This is a genomic window from Bacillus sp. XT-4, assembly GCF_050864245.1.
GTDB classification, from domain to species: Bacteria; Bacillota; Bacilli; order Bacillales; family Bacillaceae; genus Bacillus; species Bacillus altitudinis.
Map to the genome: position 1 here is coordinate 497495 of NZ_JBPAFI010000002.1, position 26963 is coordinate 524457.

31 protein-coding genes, 1 riboswitch and 1 other annotated feature are annotated in these 26963 nt (G+C 42.3%); of the genes, 6 read left to right on the forward strand and 25 right to left on the reverse strand.

Going from position 1 to position 26963, the window contains the following annotated elements; all coding sequences use genetic code 11:
- The first annotated feature begins 43 nt into the window (after window positions 1–43).
- Window positions 44–514, forward strand: coding sequence for a nucleoside deaminase (locus ACRRMM_RS07760; protein WP_008346184.1), 471 nt, complete (start codon window positions 44–46; stop codon window positions 512–514).
- A 72-nt stretch (window positions 515–586) separates the two neighbouring features.
- Here ACRRMM_RS07760 and ACRRMM_RS07765 read toward each other — a convergent pair whose 3' ends face one another.
- Entirely contained in the window at window positions 587–1006 is a 420-nt protein-coding gene (locus tag ACRRMM_RS07765) for an organic hydroperoxide resistance protein (protein WP_007498799.1), read from the reverse strand.
- 161 nt (window positions 1007–1167) lie between these two features.
- Between ACRRMM_RS07765 and ACRRMM_RS07770 the strand changes: the two genes are divergently transcribed.
- The gene (locus tag ACRRMM_RS07770) at window positions 1168–1614 is read left to right on the forward strand and encodes a MarR family winged helix-turn-helix transcriptional regulator (RefSeq protein WP_008346188.1); all 447 of its coding nucleotides are present in this window, start codon (window positions 1168–1170) and stop codon (window positions 1612–1614) included.
- A 30-nt stretch (window positions 1615–1644) separates the two neighbouring features.
- Here ACRRMM_RS07770 and ACRRMM_RS07775 read toward each other — a convergent pair whose 3' ends face one another.
- The 6 genes from ACRRMM_RS07775 to purU all read right to left on the reverse strand — a co-directional run bounded on the left by ACRRMM_RS07775 (window position 1645) and on the right by purU (window position 7213).
- Window positions 1645–2073, reverse strand: a complete 429-nt coding sequence (locus ACRRMM_RS07775; RefSeq protein WP_017367099.1) for an organic hydroperoxide resistance protein — start codon at window positions 2071–2073, stop codon at window positions 1645–1647.
- A gap of 176 nt (window positions 2074–2249) precedes the next feature.
- Complete coding sequence (locus tag ACRRMM_RS07780) at window positions 2250–2384, reverse strand: hypothetical protein (RefSeq protein WP_008346190.1); 135 nt, start codon at window positions 2382–2384, stop codon at window positions 2250–2252.
- On the reverse strand, window positions 2374–3510 hold the full coding sequence (locus ACRRMM_RS07785; protein ID WP_008346192.1) for a tetratricopeptide repeat protein: 1137 nt from the start codon (window positions 3508–3510) through the stop codon (window positions 2374–2376). Before ACRRMM_RS07785 ends, ACRRMM_RS07780 begins: the two co-directional genes overlap by 11 nt.
- Before the next feature lie 124 nt (window positions 3511–3634).
- On the reverse strand, window positions 3635–4882 hold the full coding sequence (locus ACRRMM_RS07790; RefSeq protein ID WP_148780195.1) for a glutamate-5-semialdehyde dehydrogenase: 1248 nt from the start codon (window positions 4880–4882) through the stop codon (window positions 3635–3637).
- Window positions 4883–4894: 12 nt separating this feature from the next.
- Window positions 4895–5992, reverse strand: coding sequence for a glutamate 5-kinase (gene proB, locus ACRRMM_RS07795; RefSeq protein ID WP_035392650.1), 1098 nt, complete (start codon window positions 5990–5992; stop codon window positions 4895–4897).
- A 56-nt stretch (window positions 5993–6048) separates the two neighbouring features.
- Window positions 6049–6267: a binding site (T-box leader), on the reverse strand.
- Window positions 6268–6310: 43 nt separating this feature from the next.
- Window positions 6311–7213 carry a formyltetrahydrofolate deformylase gene (purU, locus tag ACRRMM_RS07800; protein ID WP_007498809.1) on the reverse strand — a complete coding sequence of 301 codons (903 nt, stop codon included), beginning with the start codon at window positions 7211–7213 and terminating at the stop codon, window positions 6311–6313.
- Window positions 7214–7376: 163 nt separating this feature from the next.
- Here purU and ACRRMM_RS07805 point away from each other — a divergent pair, with 163 nt between their 5' ends.
- Window positions 7377–7562 (forward strand): hypothetical protein, encoded by a 186-nt coding sequence (locus tag ACRRMM_RS07805; protein WP_017359125.1) that lies wholly within the window; start codon window positions 7377–7379, stop codon window positions 7560–7562.
- 33 nt (window positions 7563–7595) lie between these two features.
- On the opposite strand, the gene ACRRMM_RS07810 is transcribed toward ACRRMM_RS07805, so the two are convergent.
- The gene (locus tag ACRRMM_RS07810) at window positions 7596–7910 is read right to left on the reverse strand and encodes a DMT family transporter (protein ID WP_017359126.1); all 315 of its coding nucleotides are present in this window, start codon (window positions 7908–7910) and stop codon (window positions 7596–7598) included.
- Window positions 7907–8236 carry a DMT family transporter gene (locus tag ACRRMM_RS07815; protein WP_017367095.1) on the reverse strand — a complete coding sequence of 110 codons (330 nt, stop codon included), beginning with the start codon at window positions 8234–8236 and terminating at the stop codon, window positions 7907–7909. Before ACRRMM_RS07815 ends, ACRRMM_RS07810 begins: the two co-directional genes overlap by 4 nt.
- Before the next feature lie 66 nt (window positions 8237–8302).
- A riboswitch (guanidine-I (ykkC/yxkD leader) is annotated at window positions 8303–8413 on the reverse strand.
- A gap of 199 nt (window positions 8414–8612) precedes the next feature.
- Between ACRRMM_RS07815 and ACRRMM_RS07820 the strand changes: the two genes are divergently transcribed.
- Window positions 8613–9671 carry a bifunctional transcriptional activator/DNA repair enzyme AdaA gene (locus ACRRMM_RS07820; RefSeq protein ID WP_065460239.1) on the forward strand — a complete coding sequence of 353 codons (1059 nt, stop codon included), beginning with the start codon at window positions 8613–8615 and terminating at the stop codon, window positions 9669–9671.
- Here ACRRMM_RS07820 and ACRRMM_RS07825 read toward each other — a convergent pair.
- The 5 genes from ACRRMM_RS07825 to ACRRMM_RS07845 all read right to left on the reverse strand — a co-directional run bounded on the left by ACRRMM_RS07825 (window position 9666) and on the right by ACRRMM_RS07845 (window position 12545).
- Window positions 9666–10211, reverse strand: coding sequence for a GNAT family N-acetyltransferase (locus tag ACRRMM_RS07825; RefSeq protein WP_268357737.1), 546 nt, complete (start codon window positions 10209–10211; stop codon window positions 9666–9668). The two genes, ACRRMM_RS07820 and ACRRMM_RS07825, sit on opposite strands and share 6 nt — an antisense overlap.
- A 15-nt stretch (window positions 10212–10226) precedes the next feature.
- Window positions 10227–10715: a small multi-drug export protein gene (locus ACRRMM_RS07830; protein ID WP_007498817.1), complete on the reverse strand. Its 489-nt coding sequence runs from the start codon at window positions 10713–10715 to the stop codon at window positions 10227–10229.
- 110 nt (window positions 10716–10825) lie between these two features.
- Window positions 10826–11578 (reverse strand): HAAS domain-containing protein, encoded by a 753-nt coding sequence (locus ACRRMM_RS07835; RefSeq protein WP_017359130.1) that lies wholly within the window; start codon window positions 11576–11578, stop codon window positions 10826–10828.
- 4 nt (window positions 11579–11582) lie between these two features.
- Complete coding sequence (locus ACRRMM_RS07840; RefSeq protein WP_165378841.1) at window positions 11583–11909, reverse strand: PadR family transcriptional regulator; 327 nt, start codon at window positions 11907–11909, stop codon at window positions 11583–11585.
- Between the two features lie 114 nt (window positions 11910–12023).
- On the reverse strand, window positions 12024–12545 hold the full coding sequence (locus ACRRMM_RS07845) for an acyl-CoA thioesterase (protein ID WP_008346212.1): 522 nt from the start codon (window positions 12543–12545) through the stop codon (window positions 12024–12026).
- Between the two features lie 179 nt (window positions 12546–12724).
- On the opposite strand from ACRRMM_RS07845, the gene ACRRMM_RS07850 reads away from it, so the two are divergent.
- Entirely contained in the window at window positions 12725–13585 is an 861-nt protein-coding gene (locus tag ACRRMM_RS07850) for a dimethylarginine dimethylaminohydrolase family protein (protein WP_428828908.1), read from the forward strand.
- Window positions 13586–13646: 61 nt separating this feature from the next.
- On the opposite strand, the gene ACRRMM_RS07855 is transcribed toward ACRRMM_RS07850, so the two are convergent.
- The 10 genes from ACRRMM_RS07855 to proG all read right to left on the reverse strand — a co-directional run bounded on the left by ACRRMM_RS07855 (window position 13647) and on the right by proG (window position 24240).
- Window positions 13647–14615 (reverse strand): ABC transporter ATP-binding protein, encoded by a 969-nt coding sequence (locus tag ACRRMM_RS07855; RefSeq protein ID WP_017367088.1) that lies wholly within the window; start codon window positions 14613–14615, stop codon window positions 13647–13649.
- Window positions 14605–15522, reverse strand: a complete 918-nt coding sequence (locus ACRRMM_RS07860; protein ID WP_428828907.1) for an NlpC/P60 family protein — start codon at window positions 15520–15522, stop codon at window positions 14605–14607. Before ACRRMM_RS07860 ends, ACRRMM_RS07855 begins: the two co-directional genes overlap by 11 nt.
- Window positions 15522–16601, reverse strand: coding sequence for a dipeptide epimerase (locus tag ACRRMM_RS07865; RefSeq protein ID WP_025207218.1), 1080 nt, complete (start codon window positions 16599–16601; stop codon window positions 15522–15524). The genes ACRRMM_RS07860 and ACRRMM_RS07865 overlap by 1 nt, the downstream gene beginning before the upstream one ends.
- A complete protein-coding gene (locus tag ACRRMM_RS07870) occupies window positions 16598–17539 on the reverse strand; it encodes a S66 peptidase family protein (protein WP_017367085.1) in 942 nt (313 codons plus the stop codon). Before ACRRMM_RS07870 ends, ACRRMM_RS07865 begins: the two co-directional genes overlap by 4 nt.
- Before the next feature lie 312 nt (window positions 17540–17851).
- A complete protein-coding gene (locus ACRRMM_RS07875; RefSeq protein ID WP_025207217.1) occupies window positions 17852–19471 on the reverse strand; it encodes a peptide ABC transporter substrate-binding protein in 1620 nt (539 codons plus the stop codon).
- Window positions 19468–20481, reverse strand: a complete 1014-nt coding sequence (locus ACRRMM_RS07880; RefSeq protein WP_007498841.1) for an ABC transporter ATP-binding protein — start codon at window positions 20479–20481, stop codon at window positions 19468–19470. Before ACRRMM_RS07880 ends, ACRRMM_RS07875 begins: the two co-directional genes overlap by 4 nt.
- A 7-nt stretch (window positions 20482–20488) precedes the next feature.
- Window positions 20489–21451 (reverse strand): ABC transporter permease, encoded by a 963-nt coding sequence (locus tag ACRRMM_RS07885; RefSeq protein ID WP_017359137.1) that lies wholly within the window; start codon window positions 21449–21451, stop codon window positions 20489–20491.
- Window positions 21448–22383 carry an ABC transporter permease gene (locus ACRRMM_RS07890; protein ID WP_008346233.1) on the reverse strand — a complete coding sequence of 312 codons (936 nt, stop codon included), beginning with the start codon at window positions 22381–22383 and terminating at the stop codon, window positions 21448–21450. The genes ACRRMM_RS07885 and ACRRMM_RS07890 overlap by 4 nt, the downstream gene beginning before the upstream one ends.
- Before the next feature lie 18 nt (window positions 22384–22401).
- Window positions 22402–23226, reverse strand: a complete 825-nt coding sequence (locus ACRRMM_RS07895) for a M55 family metallopeptidase (protein ID WP_025207215.1) — start codon at window positions 23224–23226, stop codon at window positions 22402–22404.
- A 189-nt stretch (window positions 23227–23415) separates the two neighbouring features.
- Entirely contained in the window at window positions 23416–24240 is an 825-nt protein-coding gene (gene proG / locus ACRRMM_RS07900) for a pyrroline-5-carboxylate reductase ProG (protein WP_025207214.1), read from the reverse strand.
- Window positions 24241–24409: 169 nt separating this feature from the next.
- On the opposite strand from proG, the gene ACRRMM_RS07905 reads away from it, so the two are divergent.
- On the forward strand, window positions 24410–25729 hold the full coding sequence (locus tag ACRRMM_RS07905) for a S1C family serine protease (RefSeq protein WP_144625965.1): 1320 nt from the start codon (window positions 24410–24412) through the stop codon (window positions 25727–25729).
- A gap of 42 nt (window positions 25730–25771) precedes the next feature.
- Here ACRRMM_RS07905 and ACRRMM_RS07910 read toward each other — a convergent pair whose 3' ends face one another.
- Entirely contained in the window at window positions 25772–26722 is a 951-nt protein-coding gene (locus tag ACRRMM_RS07910) for a ring-cleaving dioxygenase (protein WP_025207212.1), read from the reverse strand.
- Window positions 26723–26963 lie beyond the last annotated feature (241 nt).

The window sequence follows — 26963 nt, forward strand, 5'->3', positions numbered from 1 at the left end:
TCGTTTATACTAGAGAAGTCAGTCGAACAAAGGGAGGAAGACAATGAATCACGAAGCTTTTTTACAACGCGCAATTGATCTTGCAGTAGAAGGAGTAAATAGTGGCACAGGCGGCCCTTTTGGAGCGGTCATTGTCAAAGACGGTCAGATTATTGCAGAGGGAAGCAACAATGTCACAACGAGTAATGATCCAACCGCACATGCAGAAGTTACAGCCATTCGAAAGGCGTGCCAAACACTACATACATACCAATTAGAAGACTGTATTTTGTATACAAGCTGTGAGCCTTGTCCAATGTGTCTTGGTGCTATCTATTGGGCTAGACCAAAGGCCGTATATTTTGCCGCTGGGCACAAGGATGCAGCGACTTCTGGTTTTGATGACTCCTTTATTTATGAAGAAATCAATAAAGAATACGAATCAAGAAACATTCCATTTTACCAGCTGACCCTTCAAAAAACCCTTGCTCCATTTGAAGCATGGGACACATACGACAAAAAGAAAGAATATTAAAAAAGACACCTGCTCCACAGCAGGTGTCAGTAGATTGTTGAGAAAGGGCTAAATTTTAGCCCTTTTTTCTTTTCATGATTCCGCCACTTCAAGCTCTACTTCGATGTTTCCTCTTGTTGCTTTTGAATATGGACAGAATTCATGTGCAGCCTCAACAAGCTCTTTCGCTTTGTCATGGTCAAGCCCTTTAGCGGAAACAATCAGCTTCACACCAAGTTTAAAACCGCCATCACTTTCATCTTTTAATAGACTGACATGTCCTTCTACTTCTGATTCAATTTCGACACCTTGCTTCTTGGCGACTTGTTCAAGCGCCCCTCCGAAGCAGGCCGCATAACCCGCTGCAAATAATTGTTCAGGATTCGTACCAGTTTCTCCATCTTTCTTTGCGTTTGGCATCACAATGTTGTGGTCAAGCACACCATCATCAGAACGAACATGTCCTGCTCTTCCGTGCTTTGCTTTTACTTTTGCAGTAAATAATGGTTTCATCTTGATCTCCTCCTTCTTCTACTTATACCTTTCACGTTCTATTCGTTGCTCAAACATTTATGGCACATTGAAGAATTTTTCATTTTTAGTCTGTATTTATTTTAAAAAGGAAGAAAATCTTATACAATGATAAGTATGACAAAAAATAGTTGGTGACAGATATGACAAATGAATTTGAACATATGAAGCTGGAAAATCAGCTTTGTTTCTTGTTATATGCAAGTTCAAGAGAAATGACGAAGCAGTATAAACCATTATTAGAAGAGTTAAATATCACATACCCGCAATATTTGGCACTACTTTTGTTATGGGAGCATGGGACATTAAATGTGAAAACAATGGGAGAGCTTTTATATTTAGACTCCGGTACACTCACACCTATGCTAAAACGAATGGAACAAAATGGACTCATCATCCGCGAACGTTCGAAAGAGGATGAGCGTTCGGTCCAAATTCGTTTAACAGAATACGGAGAAGCTTTACAAGAGAAGGCCACTTCGATTCCATTTCAAATGCTGTCTGGAACAGGCAGATCAGAAGAAGAGCTGAAAACACTTCGCGCTTCTTTACATGAGCTTTTGCAAAAATTAACACAATCAAAAGGCTGAGGGAATATTCCCTCAGCCTTTTGATGTCTATTATTGAGCGACAGCTACTAATTCTACTTCAATGTTTCCTTGCGTTGCTTTTGAGTATGGGCAAACGCCGTGTGCTTTATGAACAAGTTCATCAAGTGCAGATTGCTCAATGCCAGTTCCTTTTACTTCTAATTTGACACCTAATTTGAAACCGCCGTCTGAACTGTCTTTGACTAAGCTTACATGTGCCGTTACTTCACTTTCAAAACGGATACGCTCTTGTCTTGCGACCATTTGAAGGGCTGAATCAAAACATGCAGAATAGCCCGCTGCGAATAATTGCTCTGGATTCGTTGCTTTCTCAAGCTTTTTCGCTCTTGGCGTTCCTGGCATTGCTACATCATGCTCTAGTACACCATCTGTTGACACAACCTTACCTTCTCTTCCTCCTACAGCTGATACCGTTGCAGTAAATAAAACTTCTGACATGAATATAACCCTCTTTCGCTCTATTAATGTTTTCTACAATTGAATTGTACACAATCTAAATTCAAGAGTCAATGAAAAACACTCACTTTCATCTTTCCTCCATTTTTTATTTTTATGAATGTGCAACCTACGATGATTGAAGCGGTCAATAAAAAAAGCCCTTTAAAAAGGGCTTTTTAGATCGTGATATGCTGCGGATTCGGTTTTTCTAGCGTATGGTTTCTGTTATCGGGGTCGGCATTAGGTGATGTGATCCATAATGCCAAGATCGTGATGCTTGTACAGACGACTGCCCATTTTTTAAAATTCATATAAACAATCCCCTCTCTGAATATAGATACGAGCATGTTCCGCTTCCCCATAGAACATGGAAGATTTTTCATAATCCTCCATTTCATTATAATACTTTGCGGTGTCTAAAGCCAGCTCTTCTATATCTGGATATGCATAGGAAGATTCTAAAAAATGGAAAATTCGTTTAATATGCTCTGCATCTTGTCGTAAGTACAACGCTTCTAAAAAAATGGTCTTCTGAATATGAATGTCATCCTGCAGAGCTTCTGCTCGTTTCATACATTCTTCTCTGTAATATAATGCTTCATTGTTTTTACCTTGTTTGTATAAGATCTGAGCGGCTGTATAAAGAGGGTCTATCGATCGACGAAGATGATCAGATTGGTTTTGATCAAATAATGAGATGGATTCTTTCATTAAGTCGAGTGCGCGGTTCAAGTCTCCCATTCTGTAATAGCTGTTGCCCATATTAAACAAAGAAGAAGCAATAAAACGCACATTCTGAAAGTCTCTTGACCTTGCAAGTGCTCTTTCGAGATGTGGCAATGCCTTTTCATGCCTTCTCATATCATCATAATTACCGGCTACAATAAATTCACACTGAATGGTACGAAGCGCATATAGTTCGTGCTGAATATAGACATCCAGCGCTAGTTTGGCATGGTGCATCGAAATGTGTGTTTGTTTCATGTGATAATATATTTCTGACATTTTAAAATGAAATTCTGCACGTTCAATATCGTCGGATACAAAAGAAAGCTTGTGCTCTGCCTTTTGATAGGACGATATGGCAGCAATGTACTCTCTCCGGCCGAACTCATACATGCCTCTGAAGAAATGATAGTAATATTCAAGCATGCCTGTGACATGCGTTTGATGCTCATCTATTTCTTTCGAAAGCTCGGAAAAGTTGGCGCGAAGCTTTCCTTCCTTTAATGGCTTTAAATAATCGAGCATGACCTCATGCCTGAATTCCATTAAAGAAAAATAGAGAAGCAAATTCTGATCTTCTTCCATTGAATCAAGAGAGGTGCGAATTTCCTGCTTTAACTGTTCTGCTTGTTCTGAATCAAATCTGCGGATTAATTCATACCACTTGTTGATTTTCACTCCAATATCCGAAGAGGGAATGATTTTCGCCATACGTTGCCTTCTCCAATCTTCTCAAAATATAAAACATTACCATATTTTATCATACTTGACCGAAGAAATACAAAAATGAAAGGAAAAAGAGAGCCTTGTGCGATAAGACTCTCTTTTGGATTGGTTATTCTCTTATTTGTCCTTGCCCACGAATGACAAATTTTTCAGAGGTTAGGGCTGGCAGACCCATTGGTCCTCTAGCATGCAACTTTTGTGTGCTAATGCCGATTTCCGCTCCGTAGCCAAATTCAAAGCCATCTGTAAACCGGGTGGATGCATTATGATACACAGCGGCAGCATCAACGGCTGTTAAGAAAAGTGCCGCATGCTGCTCGTTTTCCGTAATGATCGCTTCAGAATGCTTAGAGCTATACATTTGAATATGCTGTATCGCCTCTTCCATGGTCTTTACGGTTTTAATACTGACAATCGGCGCTAAAAATTCCGTTTCAAAATCAGTGGTCGTCGCTAAAGTGGCACTCGGTGCAAGTGCACATACTGCTTCATCGCCCCGTATCTCTACACCATGTGTCTGAAGTGCTTCAAAGAGCGAAGCGCCATGTTCTTGTGCCCATGTTTCATGAATGACAATGCTCTCAATGGCATTACAAACAGATGGTCTTTGTGTTTTCGCATTCAGAACAATTTGTTCAGCCATTTCTTTTTGAGCTGTTTCATCAATGTAAATATGACAATTCCCTGCACCCGTCTCAAGTACTGGAACAGTAGACTCTCTCACAACAAGATCAATTAAATGTTTCCCTCCACGTGGAATCAGGACATCTAGATAGTCATTTAAAGTGAACAGGGTTTTAGCCGTCTCACGGCCTGTATCTTCAATCAATTGTACACTGTCTACTGGAATATCCGTTGGTTGCAGCGCTTCGTGAATGACTTTCACAATCGCTTTATTACTATGAATGGCCGATGAACTTCCTCGAAGAATCACAGCATTTCCAGTTTTCAAGCAAAGAGTGGCCGCATCGACTGTCACGTTTGGTCTTGCTTCGTAAATCATCCCAACCGTTCCAAGAGGCACACGTACTTTTTCAATGAGAAGCCCGTTTTCTTTTTGAATGGTCTCTAATGTTTCACCAATTGGGTCTTTGAGCTGAATGAGTTGATGCGTAGCGTCTGCAATCGCTTCAATTCTCTCTTCTGTTAATGTAATTCTGTCGATCACAGATGGCGTGAACTCTTTGTCTATAGCCGCCTGAACATCTTTTTGGTTTTCGGCAATTAAATAAGCTGAAGATGCTTTTAATGCTTTTGCAATAGCGTCTAATGCAGCATTCTTTTGTTCAGTTGTTTTTAATAGCAGCTGATCTTTGGCTGCGCTTGCCTTTTTTGCTTTTTCTAGAACTTCATTCATCGTTTTCCCTCCTCAGTTTTGTACGTGCTGAACCCAGTGATCTCGGTGAATGACTTCAGGTTTTTCATGAGAAAGCTCATGACTTCGCATCCCTTTAATGCCAAGAAGCTCATCTGAATCATACAATGTTTGTCCTTTACCGACTAACCCGTTTGGACCAACAACTTCGACGACCTCTCCTTTAGAAAATTCACCAGCCACATCAATGACACCAGCTGGAAGAAGACTTCTTCCATTATGCAAAATCGCCGCCTCTGCACCCGCATCAATCATGATCTTCCCAGAGACTGGTGAGTGGAATTGAATCCATTGGCGACGGTTATTGACTGATGATAAGTCTTGTTCACCAATATATGTGCCGTCCCCTTGACCAGCGAGAATGTGAAGAAGCTTGTCTTCCCCTGTACCTGTGCCAATGAAGACTTTAACGCCAAGGGAGAGAGCTGTTTGTGCAGCTGAAAGCTTAGATTTCATCCCGCCTGTTCCAACCTTTGAACCCGTACTCTTCGCATATGAGAACAATTCATCTGAAATGTGAGTCAGCACATCAAACCGCTTCGCATCAGGATTCTCACTTGGATTGGCATCATAAATTCCGTTGATATCTGTTAAAATGATCAATTGGTCTGCATGAATTAAGCCACTGACCAGTGCTGATAACATGTCATTATCACCAAAGGTAAGCTCCTCGATGGACACAGAATCATTTTCATTAATGATCGGTAAAATTTTTCTTTCGAGCAGCTCCATCATCGTTGCATAAGCATTTCGATATCTTGTACGATCTGAAAAGTCATTACGTGTTAAAAGCATTTGTGCAGGCGTCATCTGAAACTGTGAAAATAGTTCTGTATATTTCTGCATTAACAAGCCTTGACCAACAGCAGCAGCAGCCTGCTTCCCTTTTAAGGTCACAGGTCTTGACGGATATCCTAAACTGCCAAATCCCGCCGCAACGGCACCTGACGAAATGAGAATGATTTCATGCCCTGCCTCTTTTAGTTTTGCGATGGCTTTGACATGATCCTGCATTTTTTGTTCATCAATGGCTCCCTTTTGCTCTGTTAATGAACTGCTACCAATTTTTATGACGATCCTTTGCTTTTTCATCATTGATTCCCTCCGCTATACCTTTCACCACATAAAAAATCCCTTTTTCTCCTTATGTAAAGGACGAAAAAGGGATTTTCCGTGGTACCACCTTCATTGAATAAGCATACGTCTGCTTATTCCACTCAACTCCTGTAACGCCAGGCATGCGCTTAGATTTTTCCTCTAAGGCTCAAAGGGTAGGTTCAGCAGCTGTCTGTGGCAAATGTTTCAGCGTGTCATTTGCTCTCTTTACACAGCAGGTCCTGCTTACTATTCCTTCTCAACGCTCGTTAATTTTTTTATATTATCACCAATTGCTTCGGAAAAGTCAAGCGGTCAATTAAACACAATCGTTTTATTCTCATGGACAATGATTCGATCTTCTAGATGCCATTTGACAGCACGGGCAAGCACGCTACGCTCAATCGTGCGGCCAATATTTTTTAATGCCTCTGCATCATCTCTATGATCTACCCGCTCAATATCCTGTTCAATGATTGGCCCTTCGTCTAAATCATTGGTGACATAATGGGAAGTCGCGCCAATCAGTTTAACCCCTCGCTCATATGCACGCTTGTAAGGGTTAGCCCCTATAAAAGCCGGCAGGAAGGAGTGATGAATATTAATGATTTTATTCGGGTGCTGTTCGATAAAGGCTGGCGTTAAAATTTGCATGTATCTCGCAAGCACAACCGCATCAATATCATATTCTTCTAATAATGCAAGCTGTTGTTTTTCTGCATCTTGGCGAATGTCTTTATTTGCCTTCACGAAGTGGAATGGAATGCCGAGTGCTTCGACTGTATCTTTTGCCGTTTCATGATTGCTGATGACAACCGCTATTTCAGCCATTAAATTACCGCTTTGCCATTCCCATAAAAGTTCATGTAAACAATGAAGCTCTTTAGACACAAAGATCGCCAGCTTTTTCAGATCACTTGCACGCGACATGCTCCACGTCATATGAAATGATTGCGCAATTGGCTCAAAGCTGCTTTTCAATTGATCTAAGTTGGCAGAAATGTCTTTCCAATCAAATTCAATTCTTAAAAAGAACCGGCCGCTCTCATGATCTGTTGTGTATTGACTAGATTCAATGATGTTTGCTCCATGTTCAAATAAAAAAGTAGAAACAGCTGACACAATACCAGGCTGATCCGGGCAGCTGACTAAAAGCCTTCCTTTTTGCTCATGCTTTTGTCTGTGTAATTCAAGTTTCTCTGTAATCAATGTTCTCATGTCTTATGACCTCATTTACATTTTTCATTCTAATGAAATATTATACTGGACTGGAAAGAGAAAAAGCAATTAAGCGTCGTATTTTTTATTGAATATTCATTCAATTCTGCACCTAGCGTGATATAATATGAATAGACCTTTTATCATAAAAGGAGTGATGGAGATGAAAAACATGACTTTGTTTGGTAAAGTGAGCTTTTGGCTCGGCATCGTATGTCTCATCACGGGCATTTATCTATTTATGACCGGAGAAAGACTCATTCCTTTACTTACATTTGGTGTATGTTTTCTGCTTGTGAGTCAGCTTTACCGCAAAAATGAAAACGATTCCAATCATCATTCGATGTAGCAAAAAGGCTGGCACATGTTTGCCAGCCTTTTCTTATTCAATGATTTTCAACCCGACCGCTGCTGATAAAATGAGTGCGATAAATAAAATACGTTTTGCGTCTTTCGACTCACCATAAAACAGCATCCCAACAATCGCTCCTCCAGCTGCTCCGATTCCTGTCCAAATCGCATACGCCGTTCCCATCGGAATTGTATTCATCGCAAGAGACAGCATCAGAAAGGAAAGCGAAAAGCCAGCTGCTATGAAGAAAATCCATTTGACATGGCGATCTTTCTGGAATTGATTCATCATGGTGACACAAAGCATTTCTAAGATGCCTGCCCCAATGAGTAAAAGCCAGCTCACGATTCAGCCTCCCCTTTCTTTTCACCTGTGGTCAATTTGAGTCCTAATACACCGCTTAAAAGGACCATGATCAAAAGTAATTTTACTAGCTGTACCGGCTCACCCATGACCATACCTACTATGACCGTACCTGCTGTTCCAAGTCCGGTGAAAACGGCGTAAAGTGTGCCAACTGGAAGTACAGTCGTGGCTTTCAGGAGTAAATAAAAGCTGACGACAATACAAACGATGGTTGCGCTCCATTCCAATATAGAGTCAGCATATTTCAACCCCATTACCCAGCCGACTTCAAATACGGCTGCAATCAAAACGTTTCCCCATTTCATTCGATCTCTTCCTTTCTTACCGATTCCAAGCAATTAAAAAAGCCCGGAAATCGATCGTTTGATCAAATCTCCCGGGCTTTTATCCCTCCGTGTCCATACGGCCCATTCTTAGAGGACCCTATGTGTTTTCTCTCGGTCCAGACTGCGCTGCCGCACGGAACCCTAGAAAACCAATTCATGATAATCAGATCTAGCATACAGCCGATTCTGTATGAAAAAGTGTATCACACCCTGACATGCCGGTCTAACACTTTGCTTTTCCCCTTCAAATATACTTGTTCATTTTTCGAAAGAAAGTGGATGAAAGCGAAGTATACTAAATGTTAGAAAGAGGAACGACCACATCACTGATATAATAAAACAAGAGGTGGATCAAATGATGATGACCGACGAACAAAAACACGAATTTTATCAAGCACTTGTTGATAAGAATCCACAATATGACGGCACGTTTTTTGCTGGTATTAAAACAACCGGCATCTTCTGCCATGCCACGTGCACTGCTAGAAAACCAAAATATGAGAACTGCGAGTTTTTCTTTACAGCAGAGGAGGCACTGCTTGCAGGGTATCGGCCGTGTAAGCGATGCACGCCTTTAACATATCCTAACAGCATTCCAGAAGAAGTCAAAACACTTGTATCAGCAGTTGAAGAGAGTCCTGAGAAACGGTGGAAAGAAGAAGATTTTCGCCAATTAGGGATTCACTCTGCAACAGCTCGGAGAAAATTTAAAGAAATCTATGGAATGACCTTTGTTCAATATGCTAGATCACGCCGAATGGGGTTAGCGTTTAAAGAGATTCTAAACGGAAAAAAAGTCATAGATCAGCAAGTCACCTTCGGTTACGAGTCTTCCAGTGCCTTCAATGATGCCTTTACGAAAATTATGGGAAATCCACCCAAAAAGGCGCAAGTCAATATTTTGCATGCGAATTTTATTTCCACTCCGATTGGGCGGATGATGAGCATTTCAGATGCAACCCATGTGTATTTGCTTGAATTTATGGACAGGCGAGGATTAGAAAGAGAAATTGAGAACATCAGAAAAAAACATCATGCCCGTATTTTAGTTGGAGAAACAAATGTCCATCAGCAATTAGCTAAGGAATTGGCCTTATATTTTGAAAAGAAACTCACGCAGTTTACTGTACCACTTGCTATACATGGCACCCCTTTTCAGAAAAAGGTATGGGATCTTCTCTTACAGATTCCACCAGGCGAAACGAGATCGTATCGAGATCTTGCCATCATGCTTGGCGATCCCCATTTGGTTCGGGCAGTTGGAAATGCAAATGGTGCCAATCAGTTGGCCATCATCATTCCTTGTCACCGAGTCATTCAAACAAGCGGTGAACTTGGCGGATATGGCGGGGGAATCGAACGAAAGAAATATTTACTTCAGTTAGAACAAAAGAAAAAGCGGCTCTCCTTATGATTCAAGCGAGCCGCTTTTTCCGTCACGAGTAACACTGTAAACATCAATCATTTGATCCCATTTTGAAATGGTTTTTTCTTTTTTCATCCCCATTTTCATTGCGACCTTGACTGACGCTTCATTGTCAGGGCGAATTAAGCTGACCATTCGCCTCACCTTCATATCGTCAAAACCATACGCAAGACAGCCTTTTGCAGCCTCAACAGCATATCCTTTTCCCCATGCCGATCTCTTTAGCATATAACCAATTTCAAGCTCTGTTTGTCCTTCGACATTTTGGAGAACAATTCCGCTTTGTCCAAGTGGTTCTTTCGTTTCTTTTTCTTCAATGATCCACAGGGATGTATGATACGTGCGGTCATTCTTTTGATTCCAAGCAATCCACTCTTTTGTCTGCTCTTCATCCTTTAGTGAAGGATAATACTTCATGACCTCTTCATCTTGGAATAGCTTTTCATATAAAAAAGGCGCATCGTCTTCATCCATTGTTCTCAGTCTGAGACGCTCTGTTTCGAGCACGATCCGTGTTTGATATGCCATTTTTATCCTCCTTGCTTACTTGCTAAAAATATCTCCGAACAACCCATTTGAATCTGGGGCAAAGTAATGGAACCCCGCACCCGTTAAACTAGCAGCTAATGCGGTCCACATGATTAAACTGACCGTCATCCACACAGTGACTTGTTTTCTTTTCGTACCGAAGCTCATACACATAAAAGCCGCTAAATGACTGCCAATGATAAAAGGACCGATAAGTGCCAAACCAGGGAGACCATACCGTTCCCAAACCTTTCTGGCTTTCAGCTGTTTTTTCTCTCCTTTTTCATCATGTTTCTCCTCTTTCCTCTTCAGCCACCACGCTTTAAATCGGTCCACGAAGACGATGAGTAGCAAGACGGTAAGAAAGTTGCCGACGAATCCAATAACTGCCGTTGTCACAGGATGCAGACCACTTAAAATCCCCAGCGGAACGACACCAACCACTTCAAAGAAAGGTAAAGCAGCCAATATAAAAACGAGTACATACCCCCATACAATATCCAATCACAGAACCCCTTTTCATTTTTGTCCTCTTCTCATTGTAAAGAAAAATGTGATCCCATATCTACATTTTTTTAGAAAAAGAAAAGCACATCGCAAGTGATGTGCTCTATTTACATTAAATGTTCATTTTTCTTGTTTGTTTTCCGTAAAAAAGCGATTGTGAGCAAAACTAAAATCACAATGGATACCAGACTTGTGAAAAGAAGCATGAGAGGTGATGTCCATCCAAGCCATTCGAATAGGAGCTGCGGTCCAAAGAAGATCACCGGAATGAGCGACACCATATTCGCCTTTAATATGGCATTTAATAAGACAATACACAGCAGCAACAGAAGAATGACGCCCCATCTTTGGCTCGAGGTCAGCACAAGTAAAGGAGTACCAAGTTTTTGGTCCAATAATTTCACTGTGATCAAGGCTGTCATCTGAAAAACACCTAATATCCAAAAGTAAAAGAATGCCCTCCTGCTTGTTTGAAAGGCAGAAGCCCTAAACATCACAATGGTCATGATCACATTGGCCACTATGATGAGCGGATAACCAATGAGTGCATACCAAGAATACGATAAACTTTGACTGATGGCATCTGCTAACATCATGTAAAAAAGAGATCCAATTAAAAAAGCACTGACAAACGGAACCCAGTCTTTATGATTTCTAGAGAGCTCTTTCGCTAGCTCATCAGCAAAGCCCCGTGGATCTCCGCCAAATACATCTTCCCCTGTTTTCCCATCTTTCTCAGCTTCGACAGCATGTGTCGTTAATTCATCCATCACCTCGTCGATCTCGTCCTGATTTTTCCCTTTTGATATAAGATAGAGTTGCAGCTCTAATAAGATGTGTCTCGTTTCTTTTGTTACCATCTTCTCACTTCCCTTTATGTAATAATCGCTCTACATTCCCTGACAGCTCATTCCATCGCATGGTAAAATCCGTCAGCGCTTCTTCGCCTCTTTGTGTGAGCGTATAGTATTTCCTTTTCGGCCCGCTCGCCGATGCTTTTGTAGACGTATGAACTAGTTGTTCTTTTTGCATGCGCAGCAAGATCGGATAAATACTACCTTCACTAATCTGATCAAACCCATAGTACGCAAGCTTCTTTGTCATTTCATAGCCATAAATTTCACCTTCAGAAATAATCGACAGCAGGCATCCCTCTAGAATTCCTTTTAGCATTTGTGTTGATTGCGTCATCATCGATCCTCCGCTTTCAGTATCTTGCATGACAAGATAGTTTGATCTTACCACACACTATCTTGCTATGCAAGATAGTGACCTAGAAAAAAATCACCACATAAAGGGTGATTTTTACGCCCAAGGCTTATCCGTCCCAAGTGCGTCAGCCAAAGCTTTACTATGCTTTCGGCGGCTTTTTCTTTCCTCTGCCCGCTGCTTCGCTGTTTGATGAAGCATGATTTCTTCCTCTGTTTCCGGCATGACTTGTGGGACTCGTTTTGGCTTCCCGTTTTCATCAAGCGAGACAAATGTAAGAAATGAAGTTGCTGCGAGTCTGCGCTCTCCAGACATCAAGTTTTCCTTAATGACTTTGACGAATACTTCCATAGAAGATGTGCCGACCCATGTCACATAAGATTCTAAGCAGACAGACTCTTTCTGTCCAATCGGCTCTAAAAAATCAACTGAATCCATTGATGCGGTAACTGTTTCACTACGGCTGTGTCTTGCTGCCGAAATGGAAGCAATGTCATCTATATAACTCATTAATTTCCCGCCAAATAACGTTTGGTGGTTATTCGTATCGAGGGGGAATACCCTGCTGGTTTTCACAACTTTCGATTCCTTGCAGTATTTGAAATTTTCTTCACTCATCGTCATAGCTCCTTCTTGCTGTTTTCGTTGATGCGGAACGACTTTTATTAAACACTATTCTATTAGGTTTGTCTAAACTTTTTGCTTTAGTCTCTCATGAGAGATTTTCTTTCGGAAATGTTTCAACATTTACTAGAAGGAGGAATAATATAACTATCGATAAACAAGGAGGCCCTTTGATGGATTCTATGAAATCAGAGAAAGTGTATAAAACGCCGCAATGTATGAGTGAATATGATGAGTTACAAGAAGTCCTCTTATGCAGTCCAATTTATATGGAAATTAAACAGATCATCAATGAAACCCAAAAGCATTTTGCAAGAGAAAATATTTCTCAAATCAAAGCCCTCACGCAGCATAAGCAATTCATCCAAACGCTGAAAAACCATCATGTCCGGCCTGTCCTTCTTCCTGCAAATGAACGTTTCCCTGAACAAGTCTTCACTCGGGATATTGGATTTACAATTGGACAGACTTTATTTGTTTCAAACATGGCAGCCCCTGTCAGACAAGGAGAAGAACATTCCTTAAAAGAATGGGCACAGACAAAAGGATGGACAACCATCACGCTGGATGATGGAACGATTGAAGGCGGCGATGTGCTTGTAGACCAAACCCGGGTATTTGTGGGGGTCAGCAAAAGAACAAATCTAGCCGCCATCCAGCAGCTCAAAAAAGAATTGCCGAATCACGACATCATTCCTATTCATCTTCCTTCTCACATTTTGCATCTTGATTGTGTGATGAATATTCTTTCTCATCATGAGATCTTGATTTACCCTGAAGCTTTTACGGAAAAGGATCTTCATATGCTCACAAAGCATTATGATCTCATTGAAATAAGTGAGCAAGAGCAGTTCACACTTGGACCAAATGTGTTGTCCATTGGACAGAAAAAAGTCATCAGCTTACCAATCAACCAAGAAACAAATGCTGCATTAACAACCCACGGCTACACCGTCATTGAAGTAGATTTTTCAGAAATCATTAAATCCGGCGGCTCTTTTAGATGCTGTACATTACCTATTAGGCGTTCATAAAAGCCAAAAAGCCAGCTTGTCTACTCGCTGGCTTTTTAAATGCTTACCTTCTTCCCTATATCTATTTCCTATCATATAAATGACAAGCCACTTCATGCCCTTCTTCGACTGCTTGTAATACTGGCTTTTTGTCCGCACATACATCCATTGCAGCAGGACATCTTGTCCGAAATACGCAGCCGCTTGGCGGATTCACTGGACTTGGAATTTCTCCCTTTAAAATAAAGCGCTTGCGTTTATCTTCCACATCAGGATCTGGAATCGGGATAGCAGACAGCAATGCTTGTGTATATGGATGAAGCGGTGTTTTATATAAAGCATCACTGCTAGTCATTTCCACGAGATGTCCTAAGTACATGACACCGATTCGATCGCTAATATATTTGACCATCGATAAATCATGGGCAATAAATAAAAACGTCAATCCTTCTTCTTTTTGCAGTTTTTTCAGCAAATTCACGACCTGAGCTTGAACGGATACATCTAGTGCAGAAATCGGCTCGTCTGCCACAATAAACTTTGGCGATAAGGCTAGTGCTCTAGCAATCCCTATTCTTTGCCTCTGTCCTCCGCTGAATTCGTGAGGATAGCGTGTAGCAAAATCATGACTTAGCCCCACCGCTTCAAGCAGTTCCTTCACACGTGCGAGCCTTTTCTTTTGACTGCCATACAATTGGTGGATCTCCATCGGTTCCAGCATAATATCTTTTACAGAGAGCCTAGGATTTAAAGAAGAATACGGATCTTGAAACACCATTTGAATTTGTCTATTGAAATCAAATGATTCTCGGTTCGATAAGTGATGGAGACTTTTCCCTTCATACAAAGCTTCACCTTCTGTCGGGTCATAAAGCCGCATGAGCACTTTTCCAAGTGTAGATTTACCGCAGCCTGACTCACCAACAAGACCAAAGGTTTCGCCTTGTTTCAGCTGAAAGGTGACACCATCTAATGCTTTTAACGTTCTTCCTTTCGATAGATGAAAATGCTTTTTTAAGTTGTTGACTTGCAGAAGTGGTTCACTTCCCATCACATCTCCCCCTCTCAGCTTTCAAATACCGCCTTGTTCCTGCCCATTCCTGTTCATATGAAGTACCAGAAAGAGAAAGAAGTTCAATCTGTCTGCCCGTTTTTGGCGAGTGAAGCATCATGCCATCTCCAGCATACATCCCTACATGGCGAACTGCTCCCTTCCCATTGTCATTGGCAAAAAACATGAGATCACCTGGCGCCAAATGATTTGATGCGACTGGAGTTCCTTGAACTGCTTGGTCACTTGCGTCTCTCGGTAATAAACATCCACACGCTTTGTACATGCTGTAAACAAAACCCGAACAGTCGTAGCCATAGCTGCTCATGCCGCCCCACAAATACGACAGTCCAATAAATTGTTTTCCTATGGCTAAGGCATCCTTACCGCTCATAGAAGAAGGTGATGAAGCGCGGCGCACATCTTCTTTTTTGATTTCTCTTCTTCCTACTGGAGTCAGAACATCAAAGGAATCGCTCATTTCTTCAACAGGTGCTAGTTCTGTTAAAAAACTAACCTCCATATCCGGTGTTCCATTTTGATATAAAACCGCTTTTTTCTGACAAACAATCAAGGGACTAGCAGCTGGTTCACTCTCTGATACTTCATTTAATTGCTCTACAGGGATATAACCTGGGTAGCCTTGCGGGTGTTTCCGGCTTGCCTGCTGCGGGATGACAACTTTCATCCAGCCATCTATCTCCTCCAGCCCAATGACTCGTTCGCCAAGCAGTACTTGGGTTTGAATAAGGTTTTCTTCACATAAGGCCAATTTCTGTTCATATGTTTGCTGATCAATCCATTCTTTGATCTGGACGGAACTTTGAAGAACGTGTCGATCCATATCTCTCGGCGACTGCGGTGCTGTCCATATATTTGCGACTGGAACCTTTGATTCATATAACATCATAAGACCCCTTTCACTCCTTGAATGCCTAATCCATGATGCGGTGGAAAGAGAATATCTTTTCCTTGATAGACAATTCCTCCGTCTATTAAGTCCTCTTTGAGCATAAGCGGCGCATCAAAATCATAACGGGTAATATTCGGCTGGCTTGCAGCAAGATGAGCGGCTGCGGTAATCCCTAGTTTTGACTCGATCATACTGCCAACCATGCACTTGACGCCGTATGCTTCTGCTAAACTATTGATTTTCAGCGCTTTTTTGATACCCCCTGTTTTCATTAATTTTAAGTTGATGAGATCACAGCTTCTCGTTTCTAACACCTTGATGGCATCATGGAGGCTAAAAATACTTTCATCTGCCATAATCAATGTGTCTGTTGCTTCCGTCACCCGGCGCAGAGCCTCGATGTCTTCTTTAGGCACTGGCTGCTCGACTAGTTCAATATCGAGTGCCTCCATTTTTCGAATGGCCACAATCGCTTCCTTCCACGTCCAGCCTTGGTTGGCGTCAAGCCTGATTTGAATATCCGGCCCGACTTTTTCTCGAATCCGCTTGATCCGCTGAATATCCGTATCTATATCATCTTTTCCCACTTTGATCTTTAAGGTACGAAAGCCTTCAGCTGCATATTGCTTCGCATCCTCTGCCATTTCTAGCGGACGGTTGACACTAACCGTGTAATCCGTTTCCAGCTGATCGCGATAACCACCAAGATATTGATAAAGCGGCAGGCCAGCCTGCTTCGCTAAACCATCGTAAATCGCCATATCTATTGCAGCCTTTGCACTCGTGTTTCCTACAAGTACACGGTCGATCGCTGAAAAGATTTGTTCATATTGTGACAATGAGGCCCCAATCAAGATCGGCCTCATCACAGCGCAAATAGCATAGTCGATGCTTTCCAGTGTTTCACCTGTAATGACCGATGTCGGCACTGCCTCTCCATAGCTGACATCACCTTGATCATAGGTGATGATCACAATAAGAGATGCGGCATCATACACCGTTCTTAATGCTGTTTTGAAAGGCTTCTTTAGCGGTACACTCGTTCTGCATGTGCGAACATCTACGATTTTCATTTGATCGCCTCTTTCGCTGCAACACCTGGGGAAATATGCAGTTTTTTCCCTGTAGCATCTAATGTAGCCTGCACGCCGATTGGAATGGCGAAGTTTGGAGATGAATGACCGATCCGAAAGCCGCCAAGTGCAGGTTTCTGTTGCGGGACAATATACGTCTCCCATAGCTGATCGAGCGTTAACGACTGCTCTTTCTTTTTCGGCTCACATTGATGAAAATCACCAATGATAAATCCCGCCGCATCATGTAATTTTCCTGCAGATGCTAAGTGCTGCATCATTCGATCGATTTTATATGGTTCTTCGTCAATATCTTCTATCAATAAAAGCTTCCCCTTTGTATCAATTTCAAAAGGTGTACCAAGTGTCGTGACGATAAGGGCAAGATTTCCTCCGGTGATTTCGCCTGAAGCCGTGCCATGATAAAAAGTGTGAAGAGGTGACAGGTGGTTCGTATACGAAAAGGCTTTCGGAGTGAATAGCTGTAAAAAGGTATCTTTTGTATACGGATGAACCTCCTCAAGTCCCACATCAGAGGAGAGCATTGGACCATGAAAGGTCACAAGACCCGTCTGCTGCTGAATCGCTGTATGTAAAAACGTAATATCACTGTATCCCCAAAAGATTTTTGGGTTCCGGCGAATGAGGTCATAATCAATGGCTTCTGCAATTCTTCCTGTTCCGTATCCTCCGCAAGCACAAATCACTGCCTTCACGTCTGGATCTTGAAACATGTGATGAATATCTTCCACTCGTTCATGATCATGACCTGCTAAATAACCATACCGGGAGTCGATATACTTCCCCTTTTTCACCTTTAGCCCTAAGCTTTCTAAAAAAGAAATACCTCTTGCTAATTTCAGCTCATCAGGCGGGCTTGCTGGTGCAATGATTCCCACTGTATCTCCTGTTTGAAGTGCCACTGGCAGATGGTTCATGCCAATCCCCTCTTTCTCTTCGTTTCTTTCAATCTATGGGCATCTTCTTCATAACATGAACGAATAAAGGAACAGACGCTTTTTTCAAAGCGTCCCAGATTGTTGACAAAGGGTTAAAATGAACTTTATTTTAACCCTTTGTCTTCTTTTCAGCGTGATAGAAAACCTTTGCAGCCCTAGGAAGGACGAGCATCGGCGCGGAGCGAATTTGACATTCGTGAGCACCGAAGCGCAGGACTGACACCGAATGCGAGGGTTTGTCTACACGCTGAGACGCTTTTTTCAAAGCGTCCCGTTCTCTCATTTTTTCATTTACTCTCCATCTACCTGTGCCCATTTCAAATCAATGTAACCAACAGGATGACGGACAATGCCCTTTACGCCTTCTTTTTGTAAATAGACTTGGTTATAAAAATGAATGGGAATGATCGGTGCTTCTTCCATCAGAAGTGCCTCGGCATCATGCAACATACGATTTCTCTTTTGTTCACCTGCTTCTTGACTCGCCTTTTTGATCAGCTGATCATACGTATCGTTTGACCAACCTGTCCGGTTCATCGCATTTCCTGTTTGGAAGCTCTCTAAGAAATTGATTGGGTCTGCATAGTCAGCTAGAAATGAACTTTGCGAGAATTGGAATTTGAGTGCCTTTTGATCTTCTGCAAACACATTTGCTTCCATGTTGGCAAGCTTCACATCTACCCCTAGCGCTTCTTTTAATTGCTGCTGAATGGCTTCTGCTTTTTTCTTATTTTCAGGCTTTGTACTATATGTTAATGTGACGGGCGGCAGCTTTGAATAGTTTTCTTCTTTCAACCCTTTTTCTAATAGTTTTACAGCTTCACTCGTATCATGTTTGACAAGATCGCCGCCAGCTTCTCTGAAATCTTCACCCTTTGAATCTAAAATTCCTGGTGAAACGAAGGCACGTGCTGGCTTCTCTTCATTTTTCGTCACGTACTCTACAATATCCTGAGGATTGATCGCCATTTGAAAGGCTTTGCGAATGTTCTTATTTTGAAAAGGCTCCATGTTGACATTTAGGCGATAAAAAAACAGCCCTGCTTGATCTTCAATTTGCACATCTTTGCTTTTTAACAGGTCTTCACTTTGTTCTGCCGGAACGAAGGCCGTATCTAAATCTCCTGATTGATACATTTGGTAATCTGTGTTTCGGTCACTAATCATGAGCCATTTCACTTGATCTAGCTTGACCGTTTGTTTGTCCCAATACGTGTCACTTTTTTCCATTGTAAAGCTTTCATCATGCTTCCACTCTGTCAGCTTAAACGGTCCATTACCGACAAAGGTTTTCGCATCCTTGGCCCAGTTCGGGTCCTTCTCCGCTACCTTCTCATTCACCGGGAAAAAGGCAGGGTTTGCGGTCATATTTAAGAAAGATTTCTGCGGGTATGCTAGCTTGACCTCTAGCGTTTGATCATTAACAGCCTTGACTTTTACATCTTCTTTCTTCCCTTTTCCGCTGTTAAACGCTTCGCCCCCTTCAATCATATAAGCTAAGAATGCCGCAGAAGAGCCCGTCTTTGGATCTAGCAGCCGCTTCCACGCATATTCAAAGTCACTTGCTTTGACTGGATCACCATTTGACCACTTAATCCCATCCCTTAAATGGAACGTGTACGTTTTTCCGTCCTTTGAGATGTCCCATTTTTCCGCCATGGCAGCAGATGGTTCGTGCTTTTCATTCAGTCTCGTTAATCCTTCCATTAAGTTATTGAGCCCTTGCCAGGACACATTATTAAAACCAATGGGCGGATCAAATGATGTCGGTTCGTTTTCATTATTTAATGTTAAAACTTTCTCTTCGCCCTTGCTTGAAGATCCTTTGCCTGCTTGCTCATTGGCTGTACATCCTGCAAGCAGCATCACTGCGATAAAGCACATACTGAGAATCCAACCTGTTTTTCTCATGAAAAACTCCCCCTTTGTGTTGAAGATAAAACCGTTTGCTTCGCTCGTTCATCTTGAAGCCAGCAATGTACTGCATGTGTAGGTGAACGCTGCGTTTCATGCGGCATGATATGATCACACACTTTCATCGCAGACGGGCATCGATCGGTATATGGACATCCTTTTGGCGGGGCAAATAAATCAGGCGGGCTTCCTTCAATAGGAATGAGTTCATCTTTCATATCCAGCCTTGGAACGGATTGCAGTAGCCCTTTTGTATAGGGATGCTGCGGACTGTAAAAGATATCTCGCCTTGTCCCAACTTCAACGATTTTCCCCCCGTACATGACGGCCACTCGATCAGCGACTTGTGCTACGACCCCTAGGTCATGTGTGATTAAAATAATCGTCACGCCTGTTTTTTTCTGAATCTCCTTAAATAGTTCTAAAATCTGCGCCTGTATGGTGACATCTAGTGCAGTTGTCGGTTCATCTGCAATCAGCACCTTCGGCTCACAAATAAGAGCCATTGCAATCATGAGCCGCTGCCTCATGCCACCGCTGAATTGATGCGGATATTGCTTCAGTCTCTCTTTCGGCTGTGGTATCCCCACCAAGTCAAGCATACGAAGCGCCTCTTCTTTCACTTCTTTTTTTGTCAGCTTCTGATGCACTTTTGCAGCTTCCATCAGCTGATCCCCAATTGTTAGCGTCGGGTTGAGTGCCGTCATAGGATCTTGAAAAATCATGGAGATATCGACACCACGGATGCTGCGCATGTCTTTTTCAGATAATGACAGCAAGTTGCGATCACGAAACCAAATTTCCCCTTGATCGACTTGTGCGCTGTATGCAGGGAGAAGCCGCATGATACTTTGAGACGTCACACTTTTTCCGCAGCCTGATTCTCCTACAATGGCGAGGGTTTCTTTTTCATACACATCCACATTCACCCCGCGTACCGCTTGAACAGAACCGCCATATGTCCGAAAGCTAACATGCAGATCGATAATCCGAAGCATTTTTTTCATCACGCCATCACCTCTTCATCTTCGGATCAAGCGCATCTTGCAAGCCATCACCTAAATTATTAAAGCAAAACATCGTCAGCGAAATAAAAAATGCCGGAAAGAATAAACGCCACCAGTGGCCATTATCTGACAGCACTGTCGGCAAGGCGTCATTGGCCATCACACCCCAGCTTGCAAACGGGGCTTGAATCCCTAAACCGAGAAAACTTAAGAATGCTTCAGCAAAAATCGCTGTCGGTACAGTTAGCGTCATCTGGACAATAATCGGTCCCATCGTATTCGGCAGTAAATTTCTGCGGATGATGCGCAAGCTTTTTGCGCCAAAGGTTTTCGAGGCAAGGACATATTCTTGGCTTTTCAGCTGAAGGACTTGACCTCTCACGATTCTTGCCATCCCGATCCAGCCTGTGACAGTGAGCGCCACAATAATAGTGACAAGCCCAGGCCCCATCAGGACCATCAATAAAATGACGACGAGTAAATACGGCAGACCGTAAAGCACCTCGACGATCCGCATCATGACATGGTCATACTTCCCGCCTTTATAGCCTGCAATACCGCCATAGATGACACCGATTGCAAAATCAATGAGAGCGGCCATCACGCCCACAAATAATGAAATGCGTGCGCCGTACCAAGTACGTGTAAACACATCACGTCCAAGCTCATCTGTTCCAAACCAGTGAGCAGCTGACGGTGGCAAGTTTTGCATAGAAAGCCGCTGTTCTGTCACACTATTCGGCGCAAGAAGTGGACCTAATACAGCCATGAGGAAAAGAAAAATCAGCACCGATAAACTAAACATAGCGAGTTTATTTTGTTTTAACCGTCGCCAAGTATCTGCCCAATACGAAAGTGAGGGTCTTTTAATGGCATGGACTTCAGATGTCTTTTGTTCTTTAGGAGCAAACCATTCATCTGGCACTTCATGCGCTTGATTCGTTTGATCATGCTGAAGGTGTATGCTCATGCCTTTCCTCCTTTCTGATGCAGCTGGATCCTTGGATCAAGCAGACGATATGTCACATCTACAATGAAAAGAAGGGTAATTAAGATGATGCTGTAAAAAACAGTAGTTCCCATGATGACAGGATAGTCACGGTTGTTAATACTCTCGACAAAGTATTTTCCCATTCCAGGGATCGCAAAGATTTTTTCAATGACAAAGCTGCCTGTTAAAATACTTGCGACAAGTGTGCCAAGGATCGTGACAACAGGTAAAAGTGCATTCCGCAGGGCATGTTTAAACACAATTTTATAAGGGGAAAGTCCTTTCGCTTTTGCAGTTCGAATATAGTCCTGCGACAGCACTTCAATCATGCTCGATCTCGTTAACCGGGCAATGATCGCCATTGGACCTACCGCCAGTGCAATGGTAGGAAGCACCATATGCATTGGACTTGTCCACATCGCTGTAGGAAAGAGTTTTACATTCACAGCAAGCTGCTGAATTAATAAGGTAGCAAAGATAAAGTTGGGTATGGATATACCGAAAACAGCAATCGTCATGGCGATATAATCAATCAAGCCATTATGCCGGAGGGCAGCCATGATTCCGAGCAAGATGCCGGAGATGACAGCAATCAAAATAGAGATAAGACCAAGTTCTAATGAGACTGGAAAACCTCTCGCCAATAAATCATTGACACTTTCAGAAGGCTTTTTAATGGAAGGACCAAAATCAAAAGTAACGATGGATTTTAAATAGATCATATATTGAACATAGAGTGGCTCGTCTAAGTGATAGTAGCTTTCGAGGTTTCGCTGGACAGTTTCGTTTGTATTTCGTTCTTCATTGAAGGGCGATCCTGGGATGACCTTCATTAAAATAAACGTTAAAGTTGTGATGGTTAAAATCGTGGCAATCATGGCAATCAAACGCTTGAGCAAAAAGCTGGCCATCTGCTGTCTCCCCCTCGCTTAACAAAATGTTGTACGTGCGGCAAGCTCTGTCATGACAAGCATCGCTTGGTAGGCTTCTAATATATTCTCTGCTTGGTACGTCACCGTTGTTGTCCCTTCGATGATGGCCGTACCCGGCATTAAATTCGCCCATTCGGCTTGTCCATAATTGGCAAACTCGATTTTCAGCACTGGCTGCTCAGGAGGCGTGAGCGGCTTCATTTGATGAATTTGTTTCATGGCAGCTTCCACTTGCTGCGAGATGAGGGTGCTCACTTTCGCTGGTGTTAAGCATTTCACAGCAGATCTTGAAATGGTTTCTTTCACCGCCACTGTTTTCACGCCAGGCATTAACTTTTCAGCTTCAAGTGCTGCTTGATCGTCTCCGCATACAAGAATGACCGGAACACCATAATAGCCTGCGACATACGCATTAAAGCCCATTTCACCAATCGGATGATCATTTATGTAAAAATGTCTGACACCAAAAATCATACTGTGAGACATCACACCTTTCATTGATGCCCTTGCATGATAGCCTAAAAAAACAGCGGCATCATACGTTTGATCTAATCCTTGGACCATTGAATAAGGCTTTACATCACCTGATATGAGAGATGCTTCCTCATGCAAATCTTCAATCAACAGATTATTCATTTTAGAATGGCTATCATTCACTAAAATATCGGTCGCCCCATGTGTAAGAAGAGCTTCTACACAGGCGTTCACTTCACCTGTCATGATTTTTCTCCCGCGCTCATAATTGTGCTGGCGGCTATCAACAAATGTATGATCAGCTAGACCAGTAATTCCCTCCATATCGACTGATAAATAGAGCTTCATCCCCATCCCCCTTTAATTAAACTTAAAATTTGTGTATATTTTTCTAAATTTTCTAAAAAATTATATGAGAACTTGATTGATTTTTCAATACAATGTCTGAAAATAAGGAAATTAGACTCAGGTAATACAGGTCAAAAGCATTGATGATAAAGGATTTAATTTACAGAAAAAACACCACTAGCTATGTCTTTAGTGGTGTTTGTCTGCTTCATCGATTTGCGATTTTAGTTGCGCATATTTTTTCATCGTTTGTGTAAACAAGTCATCGAACATTTGCGGTGCCTGCTGCTGGATGACTGCAGCGCCTTCTCCTGTAATCCCGCCTTTTGTTGCGACCCTGTTCACCGTTTCAGCAAATGTCAGTCCGTGTTCAACAAGAACTTGTCCTGTACCGAGCAGCGCATATGTTAAAAATTCATAGGCTTCTTCTAAAGAAAGCTCACTATTCCGAACAGCGGCTCTCGCCATTTCTTCAAAGATTGCTGCAATAAAGCCCGGAGAAGAGCTTGTCAAATTACTCGCCGCATCAAAGCGGTCCTCTTCCACTTCCCTGACGATACTAAAAGCTGAAAGCAGGCGGTGGAGCCGTTCTTGCGCCTCCTGCCCAGCGGTTTCACCATGCGCCACAAGGGATACACCCGTCCCTACGGCTGATGTCAAAGTGGGAATGTATCTAGACACCGGCTGATTCGTATGTTGCATTAATTTGTCTAACGTGACAGCCGCTGCCACTGATACGATATGAAGAGATGTCTTTGCGAGGCTCAGTTGATCTAAGACATCAAGTACAGCAAGCGGTGGTACACAAACAAACACGACATCACATGATGCAGAGATGTCATCTAAAGAGCAAATGTTGACATGCTGGTTCTTCTCTTTCAGCTGTTGCAGACGCTCCGTTTCACTTCGTGTATGGATCATAAACTGACTGGCATGAAGTACTCCTTTATCCAGCCATTTTTGTACCATCATATCTGCCATGCTTCCATATCCAATGATTCCAATAGTCTCCACAGTTTAATCTCCTCTATTTTGCTTAGATTCACTACTTATTTTAACAATTTCCCACAATGTTTTCATTTTTATCCCACACTTTTTTCTTACGATAAAGTCAGTATCCACCACATACGGTCAAACATCTTGAACACATACATGTAAAAATCGATGAAAGAGAGTGATCTTAATGACACAACACAAAGATGAAAAACACACTTCTTATGAATTACAAACGATTGAACAGCCGAAAAAAACACAGAAGAAGCCAAGTGGCTGGCTGAAGCCATTTGTCAGCGGGATTGTGGGCGGTACGTTAGCGTTAGGTGTTTACGTTCTAACTCCATATGCTCAGCATTCAGAAAATCATTCAACTGATTCGTCAACGAAAACAGCCGCTGTATCGACAAATGATACAAGTACAAATTCGTCAAAAACAACAGCGTCACAAACATCCAATTCGACCAGCAGTATTTCCAGTATGGTCGAAAACGTATCACCAGCCATCGTCGGCATTACAAACTATCAAACACAAAGTCAAACAACCACAGATTTTGGTGATATGAACTCACCTTTTGATGGATCACAGCAAAATCAAAACAGCAGCAGTCAAGAGCAAGAAAGCGGTACCGGATCAGGGGTTATTTTCAAAAAATCGGGCAGTAAAGCCTATGTATTAACAAACAACCATGTGATTGAAGGAGCAAATAAATTAACAGTCTCCTTGCATAATAGCAAGACGGTGGAAGGAAAAGTGGTCGGTTCTGACCCGCTGACTGATCTTGCTGTCGTCGAAATTAGCAGCAACGGCGTTACAAAAGTCGCTGAACTTGGAGACTCCTCATCCCTTCGTGCAGGAGAAACCGTCATTGCAATCGGAAATCCGCTTGGTGAAGATTTATCAAGAACAGTGACACAAGGAATTGTCAGCGGTGTCGATCGAACAGTGTCTATGGATACATCAGCTGGCGAAAGCAGTATTAATGTCATTCAAACAGATGCCGCCATTAACCCCGGCAACAGCGGCGGGCCGCTTTTAACAACAGACGGAAAGGTTGTGGGGATCACCAGTATGAAAATTTCTGAAACAGGTGTGGAAGGTATCGGGTTTGCGCTCCCAATCAATGATGTCAAACCAATTGCAGAGCAGCTTCTCACAAAAGGAAAAATCGAACGACCTTATATCGGTATCAGCATGCTGGATCTCGAACAAGTACCAGATGCTTATCAGCAGGAAACGCTTGGACTGACAAGCAGTCAGCTGGATAAAGGCGTGTACGTAAAAGAAATCGCTGCTGGCTCACCTGCTGCCAAAGCTGGATTAAAGACAGAGGATGTCATCACCGCCATCAATGGTAAAAAAGTGACAACCGGCAGTGAATTACGTCACGAGCTTTACACGAATGCAAAAGTAGGAGATACCGTCAGCATCACACTCGTTCGTAATGGAACAGAAGAAACAAAACAAGTGACATTAACACAATCTGAATCAAAGCAAGTCAGCTCTTAACGAAAAAAGCAGCTCAATTTTTATGAGCTGCTTTTTTCATGTTCACTTGATTGGGACTAATCTTTGTTCAATTTCTGCTCGTTTGTGCTCTAAAAATGGTGGAAGTGCTAATTGATCACCAAGCTCATCCACGCTTTCATCCACTGTAAATCCCGGACCGTCTGTTGAGATTTCAAACAAAATGCCGTTTGGCTCTCTAAAATATAGGGCTTTAAAATAAAAACGTTCTACAACACCAGAGTTGGTGAAACCGGCTTTGGCTATTTTATCATGCCATTTTTCAAGCTCTTCTGCGTCCGCTACACGAAAGGCTACGTGATGAACACTCCCTCTGCCAGATCGCTCAGCAGGTCCTTCTGCTTTTTCAATGACATGAATCTCTGTTCCAGCTCCGCCCTGTCCTGATTCAAAAATCGTCACGATTTCCCCATCATTTGATTGTTCACGTGCTTTTTCTGTGAAACCAAGGATGCTCGTTAACACACTGATCGTTTTATCTGCTTCTGCGACTGTTAATTCTACTGGTCCCAAACCTCTGATCGCAAAATCAGCAGGAATCTCATCATGCACTGGCGGCTTCGCTCCATCTTGCACGCTTGGTTCTACAGTCAAAAACAGCTGCTGTCCTTCTGGATCTGTAAATTTCAAGGCAGGTCTGCCGCCTCTTAAAGAAGCTGTTTCTTTCTTTACACCTTTTTCTTCAAAGCGCTTTTCCCAAAAGGTGAGTGCCTCCTCTGAAGTGACAATCAAACCTGTGCGTGAGATCGCATTTGTTCCGTCCAGCCGGCGGGCGAGCATCGGTATTTCAAAAAACGTCAGCTCTGTACCAGGTGAGGCGACCTCATCTCCATAAAATAGATGATACATCGATGGATCATCTTGATTGACTGTTTTTTTCACCAGTTTTAAGCCAAGGATTTGGCGGTAGAAATCAACGTTTTTCTGAGCATTTGCTGTTAGTGCTGATACGTGGTGAATCCCATTTATTTTCATTGTGTTCACTCCTATTATAAAATATCTCGAATTCAAGATAATATCCTTATGAATAAAATAGGTCATTTTAGAAGAAAAGTCAACCATTCGGCTGCATCTTTATTGGATGTTCGGCTTTCACCTATTAAATTAACATTAAATCGAAAATATTATTATATTGTTCGTTTTTAAGATAACATTCATCCTAATATCTCCAATAAACGAACACTTTTAAATACAAATACGAAAATCAGAAAATTTT